The organism is Stutzerimonas stutzeri (assembly GCF_024448895.1).
In the GTDB taxonomy this organism is placed as follows: Bacteria; Pseudomonadota; Gammaproteobacteria; order Pseudomonadales; family Pseudomonadaceae; genus Stutzerimonas; species Stutzerimonas stutzeri_Q.
This window is the reverse complement of sequence record NZ_JAMOIC010000007.1, coordinates 206952-225001: the sequence shown is the minus strand read 5'-3', so window position 1 is coordinate 225001 and position 18050 is coordinate 206952. Positions and strand designations below refer to the sequence as shown.

The window sequence follows — 18050 nt, the reverse complement described above, 5'->3', positions numbered from 1 at the left end:
GCAAGCGGTGTCTCAAATGACGCTGCCCTGTAAGCGGGCTGACGCAGCGCACGGGTACAGGGTCGAAGATTCAAACTGCTTTGCCCCGATAGATCGGGGCAAAGCGCGCGTTGCATCAGACGCCGACCAGTGGGTCCGTTACGCCTATCACGTAGATTGCGATCATGCCGATCACGCCGGTAGCCAGCACGTAGTACAGGGTAGGCCATATGGTCTTGCGCAAGGTGATGCCCTCGCGGCCCAGCAAGCCAACGGTGGCCGAAGCTGCAACCACGTTGTGGATGGCGACCATGTTGCCCGCAGCAGCGCCTACCGCCTGAATCGCGACGATCATTGCCCCCGAGATACCCAGTGACTGCGCCACACCGAACTGGAACTGGCTGAACATCATGTTGCTGACAGTATTCGATCCGGCGAGGAATGCGCCCAGCGCGCCGACGGAGGGTGCAAGCAGCGGATAGATTCCGCCTACGCTGTCGGCTACGTAGCGTGCCATGGCGATCGGCATGCTCGGCAGGTCGGCAGCGTTGACGCCGGAGTTGATAAGGATGCGCACCATCGGCACGGTGAACAGCAGGACGAAGCCTGCGCTCAGCAGCACGCTGCTCGACTCCTTGACGGCAGCCTTGAGTTCCGATGCGCGCATGCCGTGCAGGAAGAAGGTGATCAGGACCACTGCAACCAGAATGCCACCGGGTAGGTAGAGCGGTTCGATACTGGCGCTGATGCCTGTCTCGCCAAGAATGTTGGCGAAAGCGATGGAAACGGATTTGAGCGCTGTGGAGACCTGAGGGAAGACGCGGCTGATCACCAGAATCGCGCCGACCAGTACATAGGGCAGCCAGGCGCGAAAGGCGCTCATGGGACGGGCGGCGAGCTCGTCCAGCTTCATCTCGATGGTCCCGATCCACTCTGCAGGCCAGTCTTTCGCGTCGGCAAAATCCCAGGTGGACTTCGGCGTCAGGAAGTTGAAGCGGGCGGCAGTGGTGACGATTGCCAGCCCGACCAGGCCGCCCAGCAGCGATGGAAACTCCGGACCGAGAAACACACCGGTAGCCACATAGGGGAGCGTAAATGCCAGCCCCGCGAAGAGTGCAAAAGGCAGCACCTCAAAGCCGGCTTTCCAGCTTTTTTCCTTGCCGAAGAATCGCGTCAGCATGATGACCATGATCAGCGGCATGACGGTGCCGACGATTGCATGGGTGATTGCTACGCTGCTGGTGATCTGTTGCAGGAAAATCGGCCAGCTTGATCCCTGAGCGACCAGCTGTTCGCCGAGGGTGGCGGTATCGAGGCCACTGTTCACGCCAACCACAATGGGAGTGCCGACGGCACCGAACGACACCGGGGTGCTCTGCACGAGCATGCCCATGAGCACCGCTGCCATCGCAGGGAAACCGACCGCGACGAGCAGTGGCGCCGCGATCGCAGCCGGTGTACCGAAGCCGGATGCGCCTTCGATGAAGCAGCCAAATAGCCAGGCGATGATAATGGCCTGAATTCGGCGGTCGGGGCTGATGGTGGTGAAGCCGGCGCGGATTGCGGTAATACCGCCCGAGTGCTTCAGCGTATTCAGCAGCAGGATTGCGCCAAAGATGATCCAGAGCAGGCCAAGGGTAATAACCAGGCCCTGCAAGGTCGATGCAATGATCCGCGTTACGCTCATGTCCCAGATGAACAAGCCGATGGCGGCTGTAAACAGAAACACGACGGGCATGGCGCGGCTGGCGGGCCAGCGCAGGCCGATCAGCAACACCGCGGCCAGTAGGATCGGGGTAAAGGCAAACAGGGCGAGCAGACCGTTAGACATCTCAGGCTCCCATGATCGGATTAAGTGAACAGGGGCCGGAATGGACCGGGAATGTGCAGACAGCTGGAGACCGCATGATGTGTCCTCTTCTTGTTGGTGACTGCAAGCTGTAAATTGGTAATACCAATTTACAGCTGAGTCTGGCCAGCGTAAGAGGTGTCTGACAGCTTCGTCAATTAGCGGGCTATAGACTTTGGTCGCAGGGGTAGCGGTTGCTGCGACGTCAGTCGCTGGCTACGCTTCGCTGCATGCAAGTGGTCAAACCAATCGAGAGGCGGCATGGAAGTAGGAATGGTGCGTCAGCGAAGGCTGGCCGATAACATCGTCGAACAACTCGAAACCATGATCCTAGAGGGTACGCTCAAGGCCGGTGAGCGACTGCCGGCCGAGCGCGTCCTGGCAGAGCAGTTCGGGGTGTCGAGGCCGTCACTGCGCGAGGCAATCCAGAAACTGGCGGCGAAGGGGTTGCTCGTGAGCCGTCATGGTGGCGGCAATTTCGTCGCGGAATCGCTGGGCTCGACCTTCAGTGATCCGCTGCTGCATTTGCTTGAAAATAACGCCGATGCGCAGCGTGACTTACTTGAATTTCGCCATACTCTGGAAGGCAGGTGCGCCTATTACGCAGCGCTGCGAGCGACGGAGGTCGACCAGCAGCGTCTCGGAGAAGCATTCGCGGCGCTGCAGGATTGCTACAAGCGCGAAGGTACGGTGACGCGCGCGGAGGAAGGTGCCGCCGATGCGCGTTTTCACCTAGCGATCGCCGAGGCCAGTCACAACGCCGTTCTGCTGCATACGATCCGAGGTCTGTTTGATCTGCTCAAGCGTAACGTTGTGACAAACATCGGTGGCATGTACGCGCTGCGCAATGAAACGCGGGACATGCTCATGAGCCAGCATCAGGAGCTCTACGACGCCATCATCGCGCGACGCGCCAGCGAGGCACGCGATGTGATTCATCGACACATCAGTTATGTGCAGGAAGTGCTGGCCGAAGGGCAGCAGGAGGCGCAGCGCTTGGCACGAGCCCAGCGGCGACAGGGGCGTTCAGAGAAAAATCTGGAGAGTTGAATCGGCAGTGATGGTGGCGGCGTGGCTGGCGTACGAGCGGGCTGAACCCGCTCCGTACCGGGGCTTAGTCGTCCTTACCTTTGCTGCGTATGGCGCGCTGAATCTCGCGATCAGAGTCGCGCTCTTTCTCGGTATGACGCTTATCGAACTCCTTCTTGCCCTTGCCCAATGCGATGTCGCATTTGACCAAGTGCTTCTTCCAGTAGATCGATAGCGCGACGCAGGCGTAGCCCTTCTGCTGCACGGCACCGAACAATTTGCCCAGCTCGCGCTTGTTGAGCAGTAGCTTGCGGGTTCGGGTCGGGTCAGCGATGACATGGGTGCTGGCCGTGGTAAGCGGAGTAATGTGACAGCCCATCAACCAGGCTTCTCCGTCCTTGAGGAGGACGTAGCTGTCCACCAGCTGCGCCTTGCCAGCACGAAGGCTTTTCACTTCCCAGCCGGCCAGAACGAGGCCGGCCTCGAATTTCTGTTCGATGAAGTAGTCGTGTAGCGCTTTCTTGTTTAGCGCGATGGTCCCGGGGGACTGTTTCTTCTGTTTGGCCATAGGGTGCGCATTATAGGGAGTCGCGTTGCGGCTGGCGATAACCTGCATGCTGCGACGGTACGAAACTTGAGAGGGGTGCGCTTATCCCCGACAATGGGCATCTTTATGCTTGCTCATACTCAAATGCGCGCTTTCTAGCGGATATGGGTTCAACGCTTGCCTTCGGCGAGAAGCTGTAGACCTTGATTGCAGCTGCCGATTGTCGACTGACGAAGTAGAAGGGACTGAATGACAACGCATATTCAACGTTCAGCGTTACTGCCCTATCCGGCGCACGCGCTGTTCGACATGGTCAATGATGTAGCCAGTTATCCGCAATTTCTGCCCTGGTGTTCGGCTACTGAAGTCCTGTCCAGCAGCGAGACTCAGATGCAGGCCAGCATGACGGTAGCCAAGGCTGGCATGAGTCAGCGCTTCCTGACGCGCAATGAATTGCAGGCAGGCAAACGTATCGAGATGACGCTGGAAGAGGGTCCATTTAGTCATCTGCATGGCATCTGGGAGTTCAAGGCGCTGGGTGAGAAGGCCTGCAAGATCAGCCTCGACCTGACCTTCGACTATGCCGGGCCATTGGTCCGCGCAACCCTTGGCCCGTTGTTCAACCAGGCAGCTAATACGCTAGTCGACGCGTTCTGTGAGCGGGCCAAGCAGCTGTATGGATAAGCCGATGATCGCCGTGGAAGTGGTCTATGCGCTTGCCGACAAGCAGAAGCTGCTGCGCATTGCTGTACCAGAAGGGACGTCCGTTAGAGAAGCTGCGTTGCGTTCCAGCATGGACGGTTTTTTTCCGGGGCTGGACCTCGCGACCGCACCACTGGGGATTTTCGGCAAGGCGGTACCCAAGCCGAACGAGCGTGCAGTAGAAGAGGGGGAGCGAGTGGAAATCTATCGCCCACTTATCGCTGATCCGAAAGAAGTTCGAAAGCAGCGCGCAGCCAGGGCCGCGCAAAACAAGGCTGAAGACGTTGCGAAGGGGTAGCTTGCCTCGGAGTGGCGCAATGAAAAGCCCGGCGAGCCGGGCTTTTTTGTGTCTGCAGGTGTTGCTTAGTTGGTTTCCAGGCGGTCCGGAGTCGGTACCGGCACGGGCTCGGCTGCATCCACATCGCGCTGAATCTGATCGAGCAAAGATCCTGGCTCAACCGCTTCCGGTGCCGGACGGGCAGGCGCTTCGGTTGCCGGACGATCGCTGCGATCAGTGCCCAGGATGGCCTCGTCGCGGCTTACGCCTGGCTTGAAATCACCGGCCAGACCCGCCAGCTGGTCATTGGCGTTGAACACCAGGCTTACCCGCTCCTGCTGACGCTGGCTGCCACCTGGCTGGATGCTGTACAGATAATCCCAGCGATTGGCATGGAAGGTATCGGTGATCAGTGGGTTGCCCATGATAAACCGTACTTGCGAACGGGTCATTCCCGGGCGCAACTGGTCTATCATGTCTTGCGTAACGACATTGCCCTGTTGAATGTCGACCTTGTAAACCCCGGGGAATGAACAACCGGCGAGTGCGAACAGGCCCACGAGCGTGAGGCTGGACAGCATGAGCTTGGTGTTTTGCATCGGTAGGTGACTTCCACTATCTTGGCTGGGCAAAGCCCGGATCATACCCGTATTGAAGGAGGCTGCGAAACAGCAGCAGCGAGAAAGCCAACCATGGTCGAAAATAGCGAACTACGAAAAGCTGGTCTCAAAGTAACCCTGCCACGGGTCAAGATCCTGCAAATGCTGGATACCACTGATCAGCGCCACATGAGCGCCGAGGACGTCTATAAGGCGTTGATGGAAGCCGGCGAAGACGTCGGTCTGGCAACCGTATACCGCGTGCTGACCCAGTTCGAGGCGGCGGGCCTGGTGGTTCGGCATAACTTCGATGGCGGCCATGCGGTGTTCGAACTGGCAGACGGCGGTCACCATGACCACATGGTCTGCGTCGATAGCGGGGACGTTATCGAGTTTTTCGATCCTGAGATCGAAAAGCTGCAGAAGGAGATCGTCAAACGCCATGGTTACGATCTGGTAGATCACAATCTGGTGCTCTACGTCCGCAAGAAGGCTGACTAATTCCGGACTGACAAAACTGCGAAGGCGACCTCATTGGTCGCCTTTTTTGTCTCTGTTCAGGAGGGTTGTGCAGAACTGATCATCTGCCGGGCGTGAGCTAGCGCCTGCTCGGTCAGATCAACCCCGCCGAGCATCCGAGCGATCTCTTCGACCCGCTCGGCGCCTTCAAGAGCCGCCACTGCCGTGTGGGTCTCGTCCCGGCCGCGCGCCTTGTGCACGAAGAGATGGTGATGCCCTTGCGCCGCCACCTGAGGTAGATGGGTGACAGTTAGCACCTGGCCGCGCTCGCCAAGTCGACGCAGCAGCTGGCCGACCACTTCGGCAGTGGGGCCGCCAATCCCGACGTCGACTTCGTCGAATACCAGGGTCGGTGTCCTCGAGGTCTGGGCGGTAATCACCTGAATGGCCAGGCTGATCCGTGAAAGCTCGCCGCCGGACGCCACTTTCGCCAGGGGTCGCAGCGGCTGCCCGGGGTTGGCGCTGACGAGAAACTCCACCTGCTCCTGTCCTTGCGGCATCAGGTCATCGACTGATGTGGGTTTCAGCACAACGCTGAATTTGCCGCCGGGCATTCCTAGTCGTTGAATTTCCGCTTCGACCGCAACTGCGAGTGACTCAGCAGCACGTTGGCGAGCAGCGCTCAGTTCCTCGGCTTTCTCACGATAGTGCTGAGCGTATGCGGCCAACTCTTCGCCCAGCCGCTCAAGCGCATCATCATCGGCGTTGAGGCTTTCCAGCTCTTCAAACAAGCCCTGCTGCAGCGTCGGAAGTTCCTGCGGTTTAACGCGATGCTTGCGCGCCAGCGTATAGATGCTGTCGAGACGTTCCTCCAGCGTTTGCTGGCGCTGCGGGTCGGAATCGAAGTGGTCGAGAAACCGATTCAGCTCGCCCACGGCTTCCTCTACCTGGATCTGCGCACTGGATAGAAGGTTGACGGCTTCGCCCAAGGCTCCTGGTTGATTCTGAAATGCGGTCAGGCGTTGAAGGCTCGAAGTCAGCGCCGATAGCACGTTGCCCGCATCGCTTTCGCTGCATAGGTCCAGCACCTGCTGACAGGCGCCCAGCAAGTGTTCGGCATTAGCGAGATTCTTGTGCTCCTGCTCGAGCTGGTCGAGTTCGTTCTCACCAAGGGCGAGTGTTTCCAACTCCTCCAGCTGATAGCTCAGCAGCTGATGGCGCGCTCGTTGCTCGTCGCTGCTATTGCTCAGGCGCTCCAGCGTCTGTCGAGTCTGCCGCCAGCGCTGCGCTGCAAGATATACCTGTCGCGCCAAGTCCTGGCTCCCGCCAAATTCGTCGAGCAGGCGTCGGTGGGTGTCGAGCTTGAGTAGGGATTGATGTTCGTGCTGGCTGTGGATGTCGATCAAAAATTCCCCGAGCGCTTTCAGGTCGCCTTGGGGGCACGGTGTTCCGTTGATGTAGCCGCGAGAACGACCTTCGGCCGTAATGACCCGCCGTAGGATGCATGGGCCATCGTTGTCCAGATCACGCTCCGCCAGCCATGCGCGGGCGTCGGGGATATCGTCCAGATCGAAGCTGGCCAGGATGTCCGCCTTGTCAGCGCCGATTCGAACGACGCTGCTATCTGCGCGGTCGCCGAGTGTCAGCCCTAATGCGTCGAGCATGATCGACTTGCCGGCGCCGGTTTCACCACTGATCACGCTCATGCCGCGCTTCAGCTCAAGGTCGAGGTGCTCGACGATTGCGTAGTTGTGAACAGAAAGGTGAACCAGCATGGCAGGACTCCTGCGTGGGTGACTGGCTATTTATACAGTGCTTTTGCGTGGCGCTTCAAGCGATAGGAGTCTTGCGCTCTGTAAACAAAGCGCACACAGGTGCTTTGCTCGGTGGCGCCTGATTCTATGCGTCCTGATCGAGTTACTAGTCTGCCCTTGAAGCAGAATTTCCCGCCCCCATATAGCGGCACAAGAGCGGGCCAATGCCCGCAGACGTATCGATGAGGAGGACCGCATGGCCGACGAGCAGAACCTGGACAACCAGACCCCCGAAGATAATGAAAGCGAGCAAGCCGAAATGACCGAGGATCTGGCTGCACGGGTGCAGTCCCTCGAGGAGCAGCTGGCTGCTGCGCAGGACCAGTCGCTGCGGGTTGCCGCCGAGCTGCAGAATATTCGGCGTCGTGCCGAGCAGGATATCGAGAAGGCGCACAAGTTCGCCCTCGAAAAGTTTGCCGGTGATCTGTTGGCCGTGGCCGACAGCCTTGAGCGCGGCCTGGAGCTTTCGAACCCCAGCGATGAAGCGGTCAAGCCGATGCGTGAAGGTGTCGAGCTGACCTTCAAGTTGCTCCTCGACACCCTGGCGCGCCATCAGCTGGTCCAGCTTGATCCTCAGGGCGAGCCCTTCAATCCCGAGCACCATCAGGCTATGGCGATGGAAGAAAGCACCCATGCCGAGCCTGGAAGCGTGCTCAAAGTCTTCCAGAAGGGCTACCTGCTCAATGGTCGTTTGTTGCGTCCGGCCATGGTCGTCGTCAGCAAGGCGCCAGCAGAAACACCGCCTTCGATTGATGAGAAGGCTTGAATTTCGGCTACTGACCCCCATCTCGTAGCCAAGCGTTTTTGTGTTACCCGCAGCCGGTAAACAGGCGCGGACCAATCAAAGTTCGGAGAGAAAGACATGGGCAAGATTATCGGTATCGACCTGGGAACGACCAACTCCTGCGTCTCCATTCTGGAAAACGGCAAGGCCAAGGTGATCGAGAACGCTGAAGGCGGCCGCACCACGCCGTCGATCATCGCGTACGCCAATGATGGCGAAATCCTGGTCGGGCAGTCGGCCAAGCGTCAGGCGGTGACCAATCCGCACAACACGCTGTATGCGGTGAAGCGTCTGATCGGTCGTCGTTTCGACGAGGACGTCGTGCAGAAAGATATCCAGATGGTCCCTTACAAGATCGTCAAGGCGGACAATAACGACGCCTGGGTTGAAGTCAGCGGTCAGAAGATGGCGCCGCCGCAGATTTCTGCCGAAATCCTGAAAAAGATGAAGAAGACTGCCGAAGACTATCTCGGCGAGCCGGTCACTGAAGCGGTGATTACCGTCCCTGCCTACTTCAATGACAGCCAGCGCCAGGCGACCAAGGACGCGGGCCGTATTGCCGGTCTGGACGTCAAACGCATCATCAACGAGCCGACTGCGGCTGCGCTGGCCTACGGCATGGACAAGGCTCGGGGCGATCACACGGTCATCGTTTATGACCTGGGCGGCGGTACCTTCGACGTATCGGTTATCGAGATTGCCGAAGTCGACGGCGAGCATCAGTTCGAAGTATTGGCCACCAACGGTGACACTTTCCTTGGTGGCGAGGACTTCGATATTCGCCTGATCGACTACCTCGTCGACGAGTTCAAGAAGGAAAGCGGCATGAACCTCAAGGGTGATCCGCTGGCGATGCAGCGCCTTAAGGAAGCTGCCGAGAAAGCCAAGATCGAGCTTTCCTCCAGCCAGCAGACTGACGTCAACCTGCCTTACATCACCGCAGATGCAACCGGTCCGAAGCACCTGAACGTGAAGATTTCCCGCGCCAAGCTTGAAGCGCTGGTCGAGGACCTGGTACAGCGCACAATCGAGCCTTGCCGTATGGCCATGAAGGACGCAGGCATCGATGCGTCGAAGATCGACGACGTGATCCTGGTCGGTGGCCAGACTCGTATGCCGCTCGTGCAGCAGAAGGTTGCTGAGTTCTTCGGTAAGGAAGCGCGCAAAGACGTGAATCCGGATGAGGCTGTGGCAATGGGTGCCGCCATCCAGGGTGCCGTTCTGGCCGGTGACGTTAAGGATGTGCTGCTGCTCGACGTCTCCCCGCTGACCCTGGGTATCGAAACCATGGGCGGCGTGATGACTGCCTTGATCGAAAAGAACACCACCATTCCGACCAAGAAGTCGCAGGTGTTCTCGACCGCTGACGACAACCAGAGCGCGGTGACCATTCACGTGCTGCAGGGTGAGCGTAAGCAGGCGGGGCAGAATAAGTCGCTGGGTCGTTTCGATCTGGCTGAGATCCCTCCAGCCCCTCGTGGTGTTCCGCAGATCGAGGTCACCTTCGACATCGACGCCAACGGCATCCTGCATGTATCTGCGAAAGACAAAGCAACGGGTAAGCACCAGTCCATCGTGATCAAGGCGAACTCGGGTCTGTCCGAGGAAGAAATCGAGCAGATGGTCCGCGATGCCGAGGCCAATGCCGAGGAAGACCGCAAGTTCGAAGAACTGGTTACCGCGCGCAACCAGGGTGATCAGTTGGTACATGCAACCCGCAAGATGCTGACTGAAGCGGGCGACAAAGCTTCTGAGGAAGACAAGACCAGCATCGAGAAGGCTGTTGGCGAGCTGGAAGTCGCTATCAAAGGCGATGACAAGGCCGAGATCGAAGCCAAGATCGCAGCGGTGTCCCAGGCGTCAACGCCTCTGGCTCAGAAGATGTACGCCGAGCAGCCTCAGGGCGGCCAAGGCGAGCAGGCTGGTGACAGTGGACAAGCTGGTGACGACGTTGTCGACGCGGAGTTCGAAGAGGTCAAGGACAACAAGTAAGCCGCGGCTTATGACCCCCATGACGTGGGGGAGAGCAGCGGCCACCAATGGTGGCCGCTGCCTTTCGCTCCAACACCCAGCGGCGCTGCCGTGACGGGTTTGATCGCCGCGCGGGGGCTTGCTCCCGCGTCGGCGTGTCTGGAGGGTACGAATTTGAAGGTTCAGGAAATTTATGGCCAAACGTGATTATTACGAAGTGCTGGGCGTCGAGCGTGGCGCCAGCGAGGCGGAGCTGAAAAAGGCTTATCGTCGCCTTGCGATGAAGCATCATCCGGACCGTAATCCCGGAGACAAAGCCGCCGAAGACTCGTTCAAGGAAGCCAACGAGGCTTATGAAGTGCTGTCGGATGCGAGCAAGCGTCAGGCCTACGACCAGTACGGTCATGCTGGGGTCGATCCGCAGATGGGCGCCGGTGCGGGTGCTGCGTACGGCAATGCTAACTTCTCCGATATCTTCGGCGATGTGTTCAGCGACTTCTTCGCAGGTGGGCGCGGCAGCTCGCGTGGGGGCGCGCAACGCGGCAGCGATCTGCGCTACACCCTCGAGTTGGATCTGGAAGAAGCGGTGCGCGGCACCACTGTCACCATTCGTGTGCCTACGCTAGTGGAGTGCAAGCCGTGCGATGGCTCTGGGGCGAAGAAAGGTACCGCCCCGGTAACATGTACCACGTGTGGCGGCATAGGCCAGGTGCGTATGCAGCAAGGTTTCTTTTCCGTCCAGCAGACCTGTCCGCGCTGCCACGGTAGCGGCAAGATGATTTCCGATCCTTGTGGAAGCTGTCATGGTCAGGGTCGGGTTGAAGAGCAGAAGACGTTGTCGGTCAAGGTGCCGCCAGGTGTCGATACGGGCGACCGCATCCGCCTCACCGGCGAAGGCGAGGCGGGGGCGCAAGGTGGACCTGCAGGCGACCTTTACGTTGTCGTGAATGTGCGCGAGCACCCCATCTTCCAGCGCGACGGCAAGCATCTGTACTGCGAGGTACCGATCAGCTTCGCCGATGCGGCTTTGGGTGGCGAGCTTGAAGTGCCGACGCTCGATGGTCGCGTCAAACTGAAAATCCCGGAAGGGACTCAGACAGGTAAACAGTTCCGACTACGTGGCAAGGGCGTGGCCCCTGTTCGGGGCGGCGCCGCTGGGGATCTGTTGTGTCGGGTCGCGGTTGAGACACCGGTCAATCTCGGTAAGCGCCAACGCGAGCTGCTCGACGAGTTTCGCAAGACGTTGCAAAGCGACAGTTCCCACTCGCCCAAGGCCAGCGGCTGGTTCGAGGGTATGAAGCGCTTTTTCGGCGACCTTTAACTCAGCGCGGTTGCATGCGGCGCGTAAGCGCCGCTGCAGCGTGAAGCTTGCAGCTTGGAGCTGTTTCTATGCGACGTATAGCAGTGATGGGCGCCGCCGGGCGCATGGGCAAAACGCTGGTTGAGGCGGTTCAGCAGACTGGCGGTGCTGCCGGGCTGACTGCAGCCATCGACCGTCCGGACAGTACGCTGGTTGGAGCAGATGCCGGTGAGCTTGCAGCGATCGGCCGCCTGGGGGTTCCGCTTATCGGTGATGTGGCGAGGGTGGTCGAGGAATTCGATGTGCTGATCGATTTCACTCATCCATCTGTCACCCTGAAGAATCTCGAGGTATGCCGTCGGGCCGGTAAAGCCATGGTCATCGGCACCACTGGTTTCTCAGTCGAAGAGAAGGACAAGCTGACTGCGGCAGCGCGGGAAATTCCCATCGTATTCGCGGCAAATTTCAGTGTAGGGGTCAATCTTTGTCTGAAGCTGCTCGATACAGCCGCTCGGGTGCTGGGGGATGACGCCGACATCGAAATCATCGAAGCGCATCACCGCCACAAGGTCGATGCGCCATCGGGTACCGCACTGCGTATGGGAGAGGTAGTCGCCGAAGCGCTCGGTCGGGACCTGCAGAAGGTGGCTGTCTATGGGCGCGAAGGCCAAACCGGGGCACGGGCGCGAGAAACCATCGGCTTCGCTACTGTGCGTGCCGGTGATGTCGTCGGTGATCATACGGTCCTGTTCGCGGCCGAAGGTGAGCGGGTCGAGATCACCCACAAGGCGTCCAGCCGGATGACTTTTGCAAAAGGCGCAGTGCGCGCCGCGATGTGGCTGGAACAACAGCCGGCAGGCCTCTACGACATGCAGGATGTATTGGGTCTGCGCTGAATGATGCCTTAGGCTGGGCGTTCGGGTTGATTTCGGCTAGACCTCAAAAGGCGTTTTCTGTAAGCTTCCCGTTTTAGTGTGTCCACTAAAAGTTGCGCAGAAATGACTCAAACAAAAAGCGGGATGACCTTCACACGTCATCCCGCTTTTTTACAATCTGCGCCTGCTTCAGCCTTGATCTTTGGGAGGTCTCTTGACTAAGCCAGCCCCTACGCCAGCCATTTTGGCCCTTGCCGATGGCAGTATCTTTCGCGGCGAATCCATCGGCGCCGATGGGCAAACCGTTGGTGAGGTGGTGTTCAATACCGCCATGACCGGCTATCAGGAAATCCTCACCGACCCTTCCTACGCCAAGCAAATTGTCACCCTCACTTATCCTCATGTCGGCAACACCGGAACCACGCCGGAAGATGCCGAATCCTGGAAGATCTGGGCGGCGGGCCTGGTGATCCGCGACCTGCCATTGACCTCGAGCAATTGGCGCGAAAAACAATCCCTTCCTGACTACCTCAAAGCCAACGGAACCGTTGCCATCGCTGGCATCGATACGCGCCGGTTGACGCGTATTCTGCGGGAGAAGGGTGCCCAGGACGGTTGCATCCTGGCAGGCGTCGATGCCACCGAAGAGAAGGCGCTGGAGCTGGCGCGCAGCTTTCCCGGTCTGAAAGGGATGGATCTGGCCAAAGAAGTCAGCGTCAAGGAAGCGTACGAGTGGCGCTCCACGGTCTGGTGCCTGAAGGATGATGGCCACGCTGAAATCCCGGCCAGCGAACTCCCTTATCACGTCGTGGCATTCGACTACGGTGTGAAGTACAACATCCTGCGCATGCTGGTCGCGCGCGGTTGCCGTGTCACCGTGCTGCCCGCGCAGTCGAGTGCAAGCGAAGCGCTGGCACTGAAGCCGGATGGCGTTTTCCTTGCGAACGGTCCGGGAGATCCGGAGCCTTGCGATTACGCGATCAAGGCGATTCAGGAAGTGCTAGAAACCGATATCCCGGTTTTCGGTATCTGCCTTGGCCATCAACTGTTGGCACTGGCCTCCGGTGCCAAGACCGTGAAAATGCCCAACGGTCATCACGGTGCAAATCACCCTGTGCAGGACCTGGACACCGGCGTGGTGATGATCACCAGCCAGAACCATGGTTTCGCTGTGGATGAGGCCAGCCTGCCGAGCAATCTTCGCGCGACGCACAAGTCGCTGTTCGATGGCACGCTGCAAGGAATTGAACGCACGGACAAAGTCGCCTTCAGTTTTCAAGGCCATCCCGAAGCGAGTCCCGGCCCGCATGATGTGGCGCCGCTTTTCGATCGCTTCATCGATGCCATGGCCAAGCGCCGCTAAGACCGCCGAGCACAGAATTCGAGAGAGACCATGCCAAAACGTACAGACATCAAAAGCATTCTGATCCTCGGCGCAGGCCCGATCGTTATCGGCCAGGCGTGCGAGTTCGATTACTCCGGCGCTCAGGCGTGCAAGGCGCTGCGCGAGGAAGGGTTCCGCGTCATTCTCGTCAACTCGAACCCGGCCACGATCATGACCGATCCGGCGATGGCGGATGCAACCTACATCGAGCCGATCAAGTGGGCGACGGTTGCCAAGATCATCGAGAAAGAGCGCCCAGATGCGCTGCTGCCGACCATGGGCGGCCAGACGGCTCTGAACTGCGCGCTGGATTTGGAAAAGCACGGCGTGCTTGAAAAGTACGGCGTGGAGATGATCGGTGCCAATGCCGATACCATCGACAAGGCCGAAGACCGCTCACGCTTCGACAAGGCCATGAAGAATATCGGCCTGGCTTGTCCGGTCTCCGGTATTGCGCACAACATGGACGAGGCCTACGGCGTTCTGGAAAAAGTCGGCTTCCCTTGCATCATCCGTCCATCGTTCACCATGGGCGGCACGGGCGGTGGTATCGCCTACAATCGCGAAGAATTTGAAGAGATTTGCGCACGCGGCCTTGATCTGTCGCCGACCAGCGAACTGCTGATCGATGAGTCACTGATTGGCTGGAAGGAATACGAGATGGAGGTGGTCCGTGACAAGAAGGACAACTGCATCATCGTCTGCGCCATCGAGAACTTCGATCCGATGGGCGTTCACACCGGAGACTCCATCACTGTCGCTCCGGCACAGACGCTCACCGACAAGGAATATCAGATCCTCCGTAACGCTTCGCTGGCGGTATTGCGCGAAATTGGCGTTGAAACTGGCGGCTCCAACGTGCAGTTCGGTATTTGTCCGGACACCGGCCGCATGGTCGTGATCGAGATGAATCCACGTGTTTCGCGATCGTCTGCCCTGGCTTCCAAAGCCACCGGCTTCCCGATTGCCAAGATTGCGGCAAAGCTCGCGGTTGGCTATACGCTCGACGAGCTGCAGAACGACATTACCGGAGGTCGTACCCCTGCGTCCTTCGAGCCGGCAATCGACTACGTAGTCACCAAGATCCCTCGTTTCGCTTTTGAGAAATTCCCCAAGGCCGATGCCCGCCTGACGACTCAGATGAAGTCTGTCGGTGAAGTCATGGCGATCGGGCGTACTTTTCAGGAGTCGATGCAGAAGGCACTGCGCGGGCTCGAGGTTGGGGTGGCCGGCTTCGATCCAAAGCTCGACCTCTCTGACCCGGAAAGCGAAGGCACGCTCAAACGTGAACTCACCGTTCCAGGCGCGGACCGTATCTGGTATCTGGGCGATGCATTCCGTGCAGGCAAGACGGTCGAGGAAGTGTTCGATCTGACGCGCATCGATGAGTGGTTCCTGGTCCAGATCGAAGATCTGATCAAGGAAGAAGAGCGGATCAAGACCATGGGTCTTTCCAGCATCGATCGCGATGTGATGTACAAGCTCAAGCGCAAGGGCTTCTCCGACGCTCGACTGGCCAAACTGCTCGGCGTTACCGAAAAGAATCTGCGGGCCCATCGTCACAAGTTGAAGGTGCTGCCGGTCTACAAGCGCGTCGACACATGCGCCGCTGAGTTCGCCACCGATACGGCCTATATGTATTCGACCTACGAGGAAGAGTGCGAGGCCAACCCGTCCAGTCGCGACAAGATCATGATTCTCGGCGGTGGTCCCAACCGAATCGGTCAAGGCATCGAGTTCGACTATTGCTGCGTACACGCCGCGTTGGCTATGCGCGACGACGGCTATGAAACCATCATGGTCAATTGCAACCCCGAAACCGTCTCGACCGACTACGACACTTCCGACCGCTTGTACTTCGAGCCGGTAACGCTGGAAGACGTGCTGGAAATCGTGCGTGTCGAGCAGCCGAAGGGCGTGATCGTGCAGTACGGCGGCCAGACGCCTCTTAAGCTTGCTCGCGCCCTGGAAGAGGCTGGCGTGCCGATCATTGGTACCAGCCCTGATGCCATCGACCGTGCAGAGGATCGTGAGCGTTTCCAGCAGATGGTCGAGCGCCTGAACCTGCGTCAGCCACCAAACGCAACCGCGCGTAGCGAGGAAGAAGCGCTGGCGGCGTCCAAGGTCATCGGATATCCGCTGGTTGTGCGCCCGTCATACGTCCTTGGCGGCCGTGCGATGGAAATCGTGTATCAGGAAGAAGAGCTGCGCCGCTACATGCGTGAAGCGGTAAAGGTGTCGAACGATAGTCCTGTACTGCTTGATCACTTCCTCAACTGCGCAATCGAAGTCGATATCGATGCGGTATGCGACGGCGAGCATGTGGTAATCGGCGCAATCATGCAGCACATCGAGCAGGCCGGCGTGCATTCCGGTGACTCCGCATGTTCGCTTCCTCCGTATTCGCTGCCAGCGCATATCCAGGACGAAATCCGGGATCAGGTCAAGAAAATGGCCCTTGAGCTGGGTGTTGTCGGTCTGATGAACGTTCAGATGGCAGTTCAAGGCGAGGACATCTTCGTCATTGAAGTGAATCCGCGCGCTTCGCGTACTGTTCCGTTCGTGTCCAAGTGCATCGGCGTGTCGCTGGCGATGATTGCCGCACGAGTCATGGCTGGCAAAACCTTGGCTGAGGCCGGATTGACCGAAGAGATCATTCCCAACTTCTACAGCGTGAAAGAGGCGGTTTTCCCATTCGCCAAGTTCCCTGGCGTTGATCCAATCCTCGGCCCGGAAATGAAATCTACCGGTGAAGTAATGGGTGTCGGTGACAGCTTCGCGGAAGCCTTTGCCAAGGCGCAGCTGGGCGCCAGCGAGATACTGCCCAACAGCGGCTGTGCGTTCATCAGCGTGCGTGACGATGACAAGCCTCTCGTGGCCCAAGTCGCGCGTGATCTTATCGAACTCGGTTTCGAGGTAGTCGGCACTGCGGGTACGGCCAAGATCATCGAAGCGGCGGGCCTGCCAGTTCGCCGGGTGAACAAGGTCACCGAAGGCCGCCCACACGTTGTAGATATGATCAAGAATGATGAGGTCACTCTGATCATCAATACCACCGAGGGGCGTCAGTCCATTGCTGATTCCTACTCGATCCGTCGTAACGCTCTGCAGCACAAGATCTGCTGCACCACCACTCTTGCTGGTGGGCAAGCGATCTGTGAGGCGCTGAAATTCGGTCCTGAGAAGACCGTGCGCCGCTTGCAGGATCTCCATGCAGGAATCAAGGCATGACCAAATACCCTATGACGGTTCAGGGCGCTCACGCCCTGGAAGAAGAATTGCATCATCTGACCAAGGTCCTTCGACCCAAACTCAGTCACGATATTGGTGTGGCGCGTGAACTGGGCGATCTGAAGGAGAACGCCGAGTATCACGCTGCTCGTGAGCAGCAGGGCATGGTCGAGGCGCGGATCCGTGACATAGAAGGGCGTCTGCAGAACGCTCAGATCATCGATGTCAGCAGCATTCCGCACACTGGCAAAGTGATTTTCGGCACCACAGTCGAGATTGCCAATGTTGAGACCGATGAGCGCGTGACCTACCAGATCGTTGGTGAGGACGAAGCGGAAATCAAACTGGGCAAAATTTCGGTCGGCTCCCCTATCGCGCGCGCACTGATCGGCAAGGAGGAGGGTGACGTCGCGGTGGTCAAGACTCCTGGCGGTCTGGTGGAATTCGAGATTGTCGAGGTTCGCCATCTCTGAGCGTCAGCCGTTGCGCGCGGGTACGATAAGCTGGCAGCTGGCCCAGACGTTCTGGGTCGGCGGTCTTTGGCTGCTTCAGTTCGTCGTGCTTCCGGCGCTCAGTAAGATCGGCCTTGCGCCGCTGCTCATCGAGGAAATTGGGAGCACACTTCGCCCGTTAATGGTGGGATTCGCGGCGTTCTGTGTCGTGCTGCAGTCCGTGGTGCTGATTCAGCTCGCTGGTTTGCAAAGCCTTTGGAAAGACTTGCGCGGCCAGCTGCTGCTGACGGTACTGTTGCTTGCGGCAAGTTATTTCGCGGTGGGTGCTGGGGTAGTTCAGTCACCATACTGGCTGGTGTTCAGTTATCTGGTCATCGGCATGTGCGGCCTGGTTCTTGTGCTGCAGGCCACTCCTGGAAGGGAGCGGCCATGACCGGAACCGCTTTGCAGCGGGGTTAGGCCTGAAAGCGATGGACGTTGGAAAGCTGCTTGTTGACCTTCGAATTCTTACGATAGATCAGCGCCATCTTGCCGATGGACTGGACCAGCTCGCAGCTTCCAATCTTGCACAGCTCTTCCATTAACGCTCGCCGATCGTCACGTTCGGTGATTCGAAGCTGGACCTTGATCAACTCATGGTCGCTCAAGGCGCGCTCCAGTTCTGCCTGGACACCTTCGGTCAAGCCGTTCTCCGACACGATCAACACCGGCTTCAAATGATGGCCGATGGATTTGTACTGTTTCTTCTGCTCGTTTGTGAGCGGCATAATTCGACCCTTGCGTCAGAACCCTGAAAAC

The 18050-nt window shown here is 58.7% G+C and carries 17 protein-coding genes; 12 read left to right on the top strand and 5 right to left on the bottom strand.

Annotation, left to right across the window (positions count from 1 at the left end; genetic code table 11):
- Nucleotides 1-115: 115 nt before the first annotated feature.
- The gene (locus tag NA619_RS11370; protein WP_255961974.1) at nt 116-1810 is read right to left on the bottom strand and encodes an L-lactate permease; all 1695 of its coding nucleotides are present in this window, start codon (nt 1808-1810) and stop codon (nt 116-118) included.
- 279 nt (nt 1811-2089) lie between these two features.
- Here NA619_RS11370 and NA619_RS11365 point away from each other — a divergent pair, with 279 nt between their 5' ends.
- Nucleotides 2090-2878 carry a GntR family transcriptional regulator gene (locus tag NA619_RS11365; protein ID WP_255961973.1) on the top strand — a complete coding sequence of 263 codons (789 nt, stop codon included), beginning with the start codon at nt 2090-2092 and terminating at the stop codon, nt 2876-2878.
- A gap of 64 nt (nt 2879-2942) precedes the next feature.
- Here NA619_RS11365 and smpB read toward each other — a convergent pair whose 3' ends face one another.
- On the bottom strand, nt 2943-3425 hold the full coding sequence (gene smpB, locus NA619_RS11360) for an SsrA-binding protein SmpB (RefSeq protein ID WP_255961972.1): 483 nt from the start codon (nt 3423-3425) through the stop codon (nt 2943-2945).
- Nucleotides 3426-3653: 228 nt separating this feature from the next.
- Here smpB and NA619_RS11355 point away from each other — a divergent pair, with 228 nt between their 5' ends.
- Together NA619_RS11355 and NA619_RS11350 are read left to right on the top strand one after the other, a co-directional pair.
- Nucleotides 3654-4088, top strand: a complete 435-nt coding sequence (locus tag NA619_RS11355) for a type II toxin-antitoxin system RatA family toxin (RefSeq protein WP_255961971.1) — start codon at nt 3654-3656, stop codon at nt 4086-4088.
- Nucleotides 4081-4404, top strand: a complete 324-nt coding sequence (locus NA619_RS11350; protein ID WP_255961970.1) for an RnfH family protein — start codon at nt 4081-4083, stop codon at nt 4402-4404. The genes NA619_RS11355 and NA619_RS11350 overlap by 8 nt, the downstream gene beginning before the upstream one ends.
- A 65-nt stretch (nt 4405-4469) precedes the next feature.
- Here the strand turns inward: NA619_RS11350 and NA619_RS11345 are convergent, their stop codons facing one another.
- Nucleotides 4470-4982 (bottom strand): outer membrane protein assembly factor BamE, encoded by a 513-nt coding sequence (locus NA619_RS11345; RefSeq protein ID WP_255961969.1) that lies wholly within the window; start codon nt 4980-4982, stop codon nt 4470-4472.
- A 93-nt stretch (nt 4983-5075) separates the two neighbouring features.
- Between NA619_RS11345 and fur the strand changes: the two genes are divergently transcribed.
- Nucleotides 5076-5483, top strand: a complete 408-nt coding sequence (gene fur / locus NA619_RS11340) for a ferric iron uptake transcriptional regulator (RefSeq protein WP_255961967.1) — start codon at nt 5076-5078, stop codon at nt 5481-5483.
- A gap of 56 nt (nt 5484-5539) precedes the next feature.
- On the opposite strand, the gene recN is transcribed toward fur, so the two are convergent.
- Complete coding sequence (recN, locus tag NA619_RS11335; RefSeq protein ID WP_255961966.1) at nt 5540-7216, bottom strand: DNA repair protein RecN; 1677 nt, start codon at nt 7214-7216, stop codon at nt 5540-5542.
- Between the two features lie 217 nt (nt 7217-7433).
- Between recN and grpE the strand changes: the two genes are divergently transcribed.
- The 8 genes from grpE (at nt 7434) to NA619_RS11295 (ending at nt 17685) form a co-directional block, all read left to right on the top strand.
- Nucleotides 7434-8021: a nucleotide exchange factor GrpE gene (gene grpE / locus NA619_RS11330; RefSeq protein WP_255962013.1), complete on the top strand. Its 588-nt coding sequence runs from the start codon at nt 7434-7436 to the stop codon at nt 8019-8021.
- 96 nt (nt 8022-8117) lie between these two features.
- The gene (gene dnaK, locus NA619_RS11325) at nt 8118-10031 is read left to right on the top strand and encodes a molecular chaperone DnaK (RefSeq protein WP_255961965.1); all 1914 of its coding nucleotides are present in this window, start codon (nt 8118-8120) and stop codon (nt 10029-10031) included.
- A gap of 172 nt (nt 10032-10203) precedes the next feature.
- Nucleotides 10204-11331 (top strand): molecular chaperone DnaJ, encoded by a 1128-nt coding sequence (gene dnaJ / locus NA619_RS11320; protein WP_255961964.1) that lies wholly within the window; start codon nt 10204-10206, stop codon nt 11329-11331.
- A gap of 68 nt (nt 11332-11399) precedes the next feature.
- Nucleotides 11400-12206, top strand: coding sequence for a 4-hydroxy-tetrahydrodipicolinate reductase (gene dapB / locus NA619_RS11315; RefSeq protein WP_255961963.1), 807 nt, complete (start codon nt 11400-11402; stop codon nt 12204-12206).
- A 193-nt stretch (nt 12207-12399) separates the two neighbouring features.
- On the top strand, nt 12400-13548 hold the full coding sequence (carA, locus tag NA619_RS11310) for a glutamine-hydrolyzing carbamoyl-phosphate synthase small subunit (protein ID WP_255961962.1): 1149 nt from the start codon (nt 12400-12402) through the stop codon (nt 13546-13548).
- Nucleotides 13549-13578: 30 nt separating this feature from the next.
- Nucleotides 13579-16800 carry a carbamoyl-phosphate synthase large subunit gene (gene carB, locus NA619_RS11305; protein WP_255961961.1) on the top strand — a complete coding sequence of 1074 codons (3222 nt, stop codon included), beginning with the start codon at nt 13579-13581 and terminating at the stop codon, nt 16798-16800.
- Nucleotides 16797-17273: a transcription elongation factor GreA gene (greA, locus tag NA619_RS11300; RefSeq protein WP_255961960.1), complete on the top strand. Its 477-nt coding sequence runs from the start codon at nt 16797-16799 to the stop codon at nt 17271-17273. The genes carB and greA overlap by 4 nt, the downstream gene beginning before the upstream one ends.
- Nucleotides 17251-17685 carry a DUF4149 domain-containing protein gene (locus NA619_RS11295; RefSeq protein WP_255961959.1) on the top strand — a complete coding sequence of 145 codons (435 nt, stop codon included), beginning with the start codon at nt 17251-17253 and terminating at the stop codon, nt 17683-17685. Before greA ends, NA619_RS11295 begins: the two co-directional genes overlap by 23 nt.
- A 22-nt stretch (nt 17686-17707) precedes the next feature.
- Here NA619_RS11295 and NA619_RS11290 read toward each other — a convergent pair whose 3' ends face one another.
- Nucleotides 17708-18019: a YhbY family RNA-binding protein gene (locus NA619_RS11290; RefSeq protein ID WP_255961958.1), complete on the bottom strand. Its 312-nt coding sequence runs from the start codon at nt 18017-18019 to the stop codon at nt 17708-17710.
- Between the last annotated feature and the right edge of the window lie 31 nt (nt 18020-18050).

Bases quoted from the DNA above. Each gene is read 5' to 3' on its own strand.
- fur (WP_255961967.1), top strand. From the start codon at position 5,076: ATGGTCGAAAATAGCGAACTACGAAAAGCTGGTCTCAAAGTAACCCTG.
- NA619_RS11370 (WP_255961974.1), bottom strand. From the start codon at position 1,810: ATGTCTAACGGTCTGCTCGCCCTGTTTGCCTTTACCCCGATCCTACTG.
- carB (WP_255961961.1), top strand. From the start codon at position 13,579: ATGCCAAAACGTACAGACATCAAAAGCATTCTGATCCTCGGCGCAGGC.
- recN (WP_255961966.1), bottom strand. From the start codon at position 7,216: ATGCTGGTTCACCTTTCTGTTCACAACTACGCAATCGTCGAGCACCTC.
- greA (WP_255961960.1), top strand. From the start codon at position 16,797: ATGACCAAATACCCTATGACGGTTCAGGGCGCTCACGCCCTGGAAGAA.
- dapB (WP_255961963.1), top strand. From the start codon at position 11,400: ATGCGACGTATAGCAGTGATGGGCGCCGCCGGGCGCATGGGCAAAACG.
- NA619_RS11290 (WP_255961958.1), bottom strand. From the start codon at position 18,019: ATGCCGCTCACAAACGAGCAGAAGAAACAGTACAAATCCATCGGCCAT.
- NA619_RS11345 (WP_255961969.1), bottom strand. From the start codon at position 4,982: ATGCAAAACACCAAGCTCATGCTGTCCAGCCTCACGCTCGTGGGCCTG.
- NA619_RS11365 (WP_255961973.1), top strand. From the start codon at position 2,090: ATGGAAGTAGGAATGGTGCGTCAGCGAAGGCTGGCCGATAACATCGTC.
- dnaK (WP_255961965.1), top strand. From the start codon at position 8,118: ATGGGCAAGATTATCGGTATCGACCTGGGAACGACCAACTCCTGCGTC.
- NA619_RS11355 (WP_255961971.1), top strand. From the start codon at position 3,654: ATGACAACGCATATTCAACGTTCAGCGTTACTGCCCTATCCGGCGCAC.
- dnaJ (WP_255961964.1), top strand. From the start codon at position 10,204: ATGGCCAAACGTGATTATTACGAAGTGCTGGGCGTCGAGCGTGGCGCC.
- NA619_RS11350 (WP_255961970.1), top strand. From the start codon at position 4,081: ATGGATAAGCCGATGATCGCCGTGGAAGTGGTCTATGCGCTTGCCGAC.
- smpB (WP_255961972.1), bottom strand. From the start codon at position 3,425: ATGGCCAAACAGAAGAAACAGTCCCCCGGGACCATCGCGCTAAACAAG.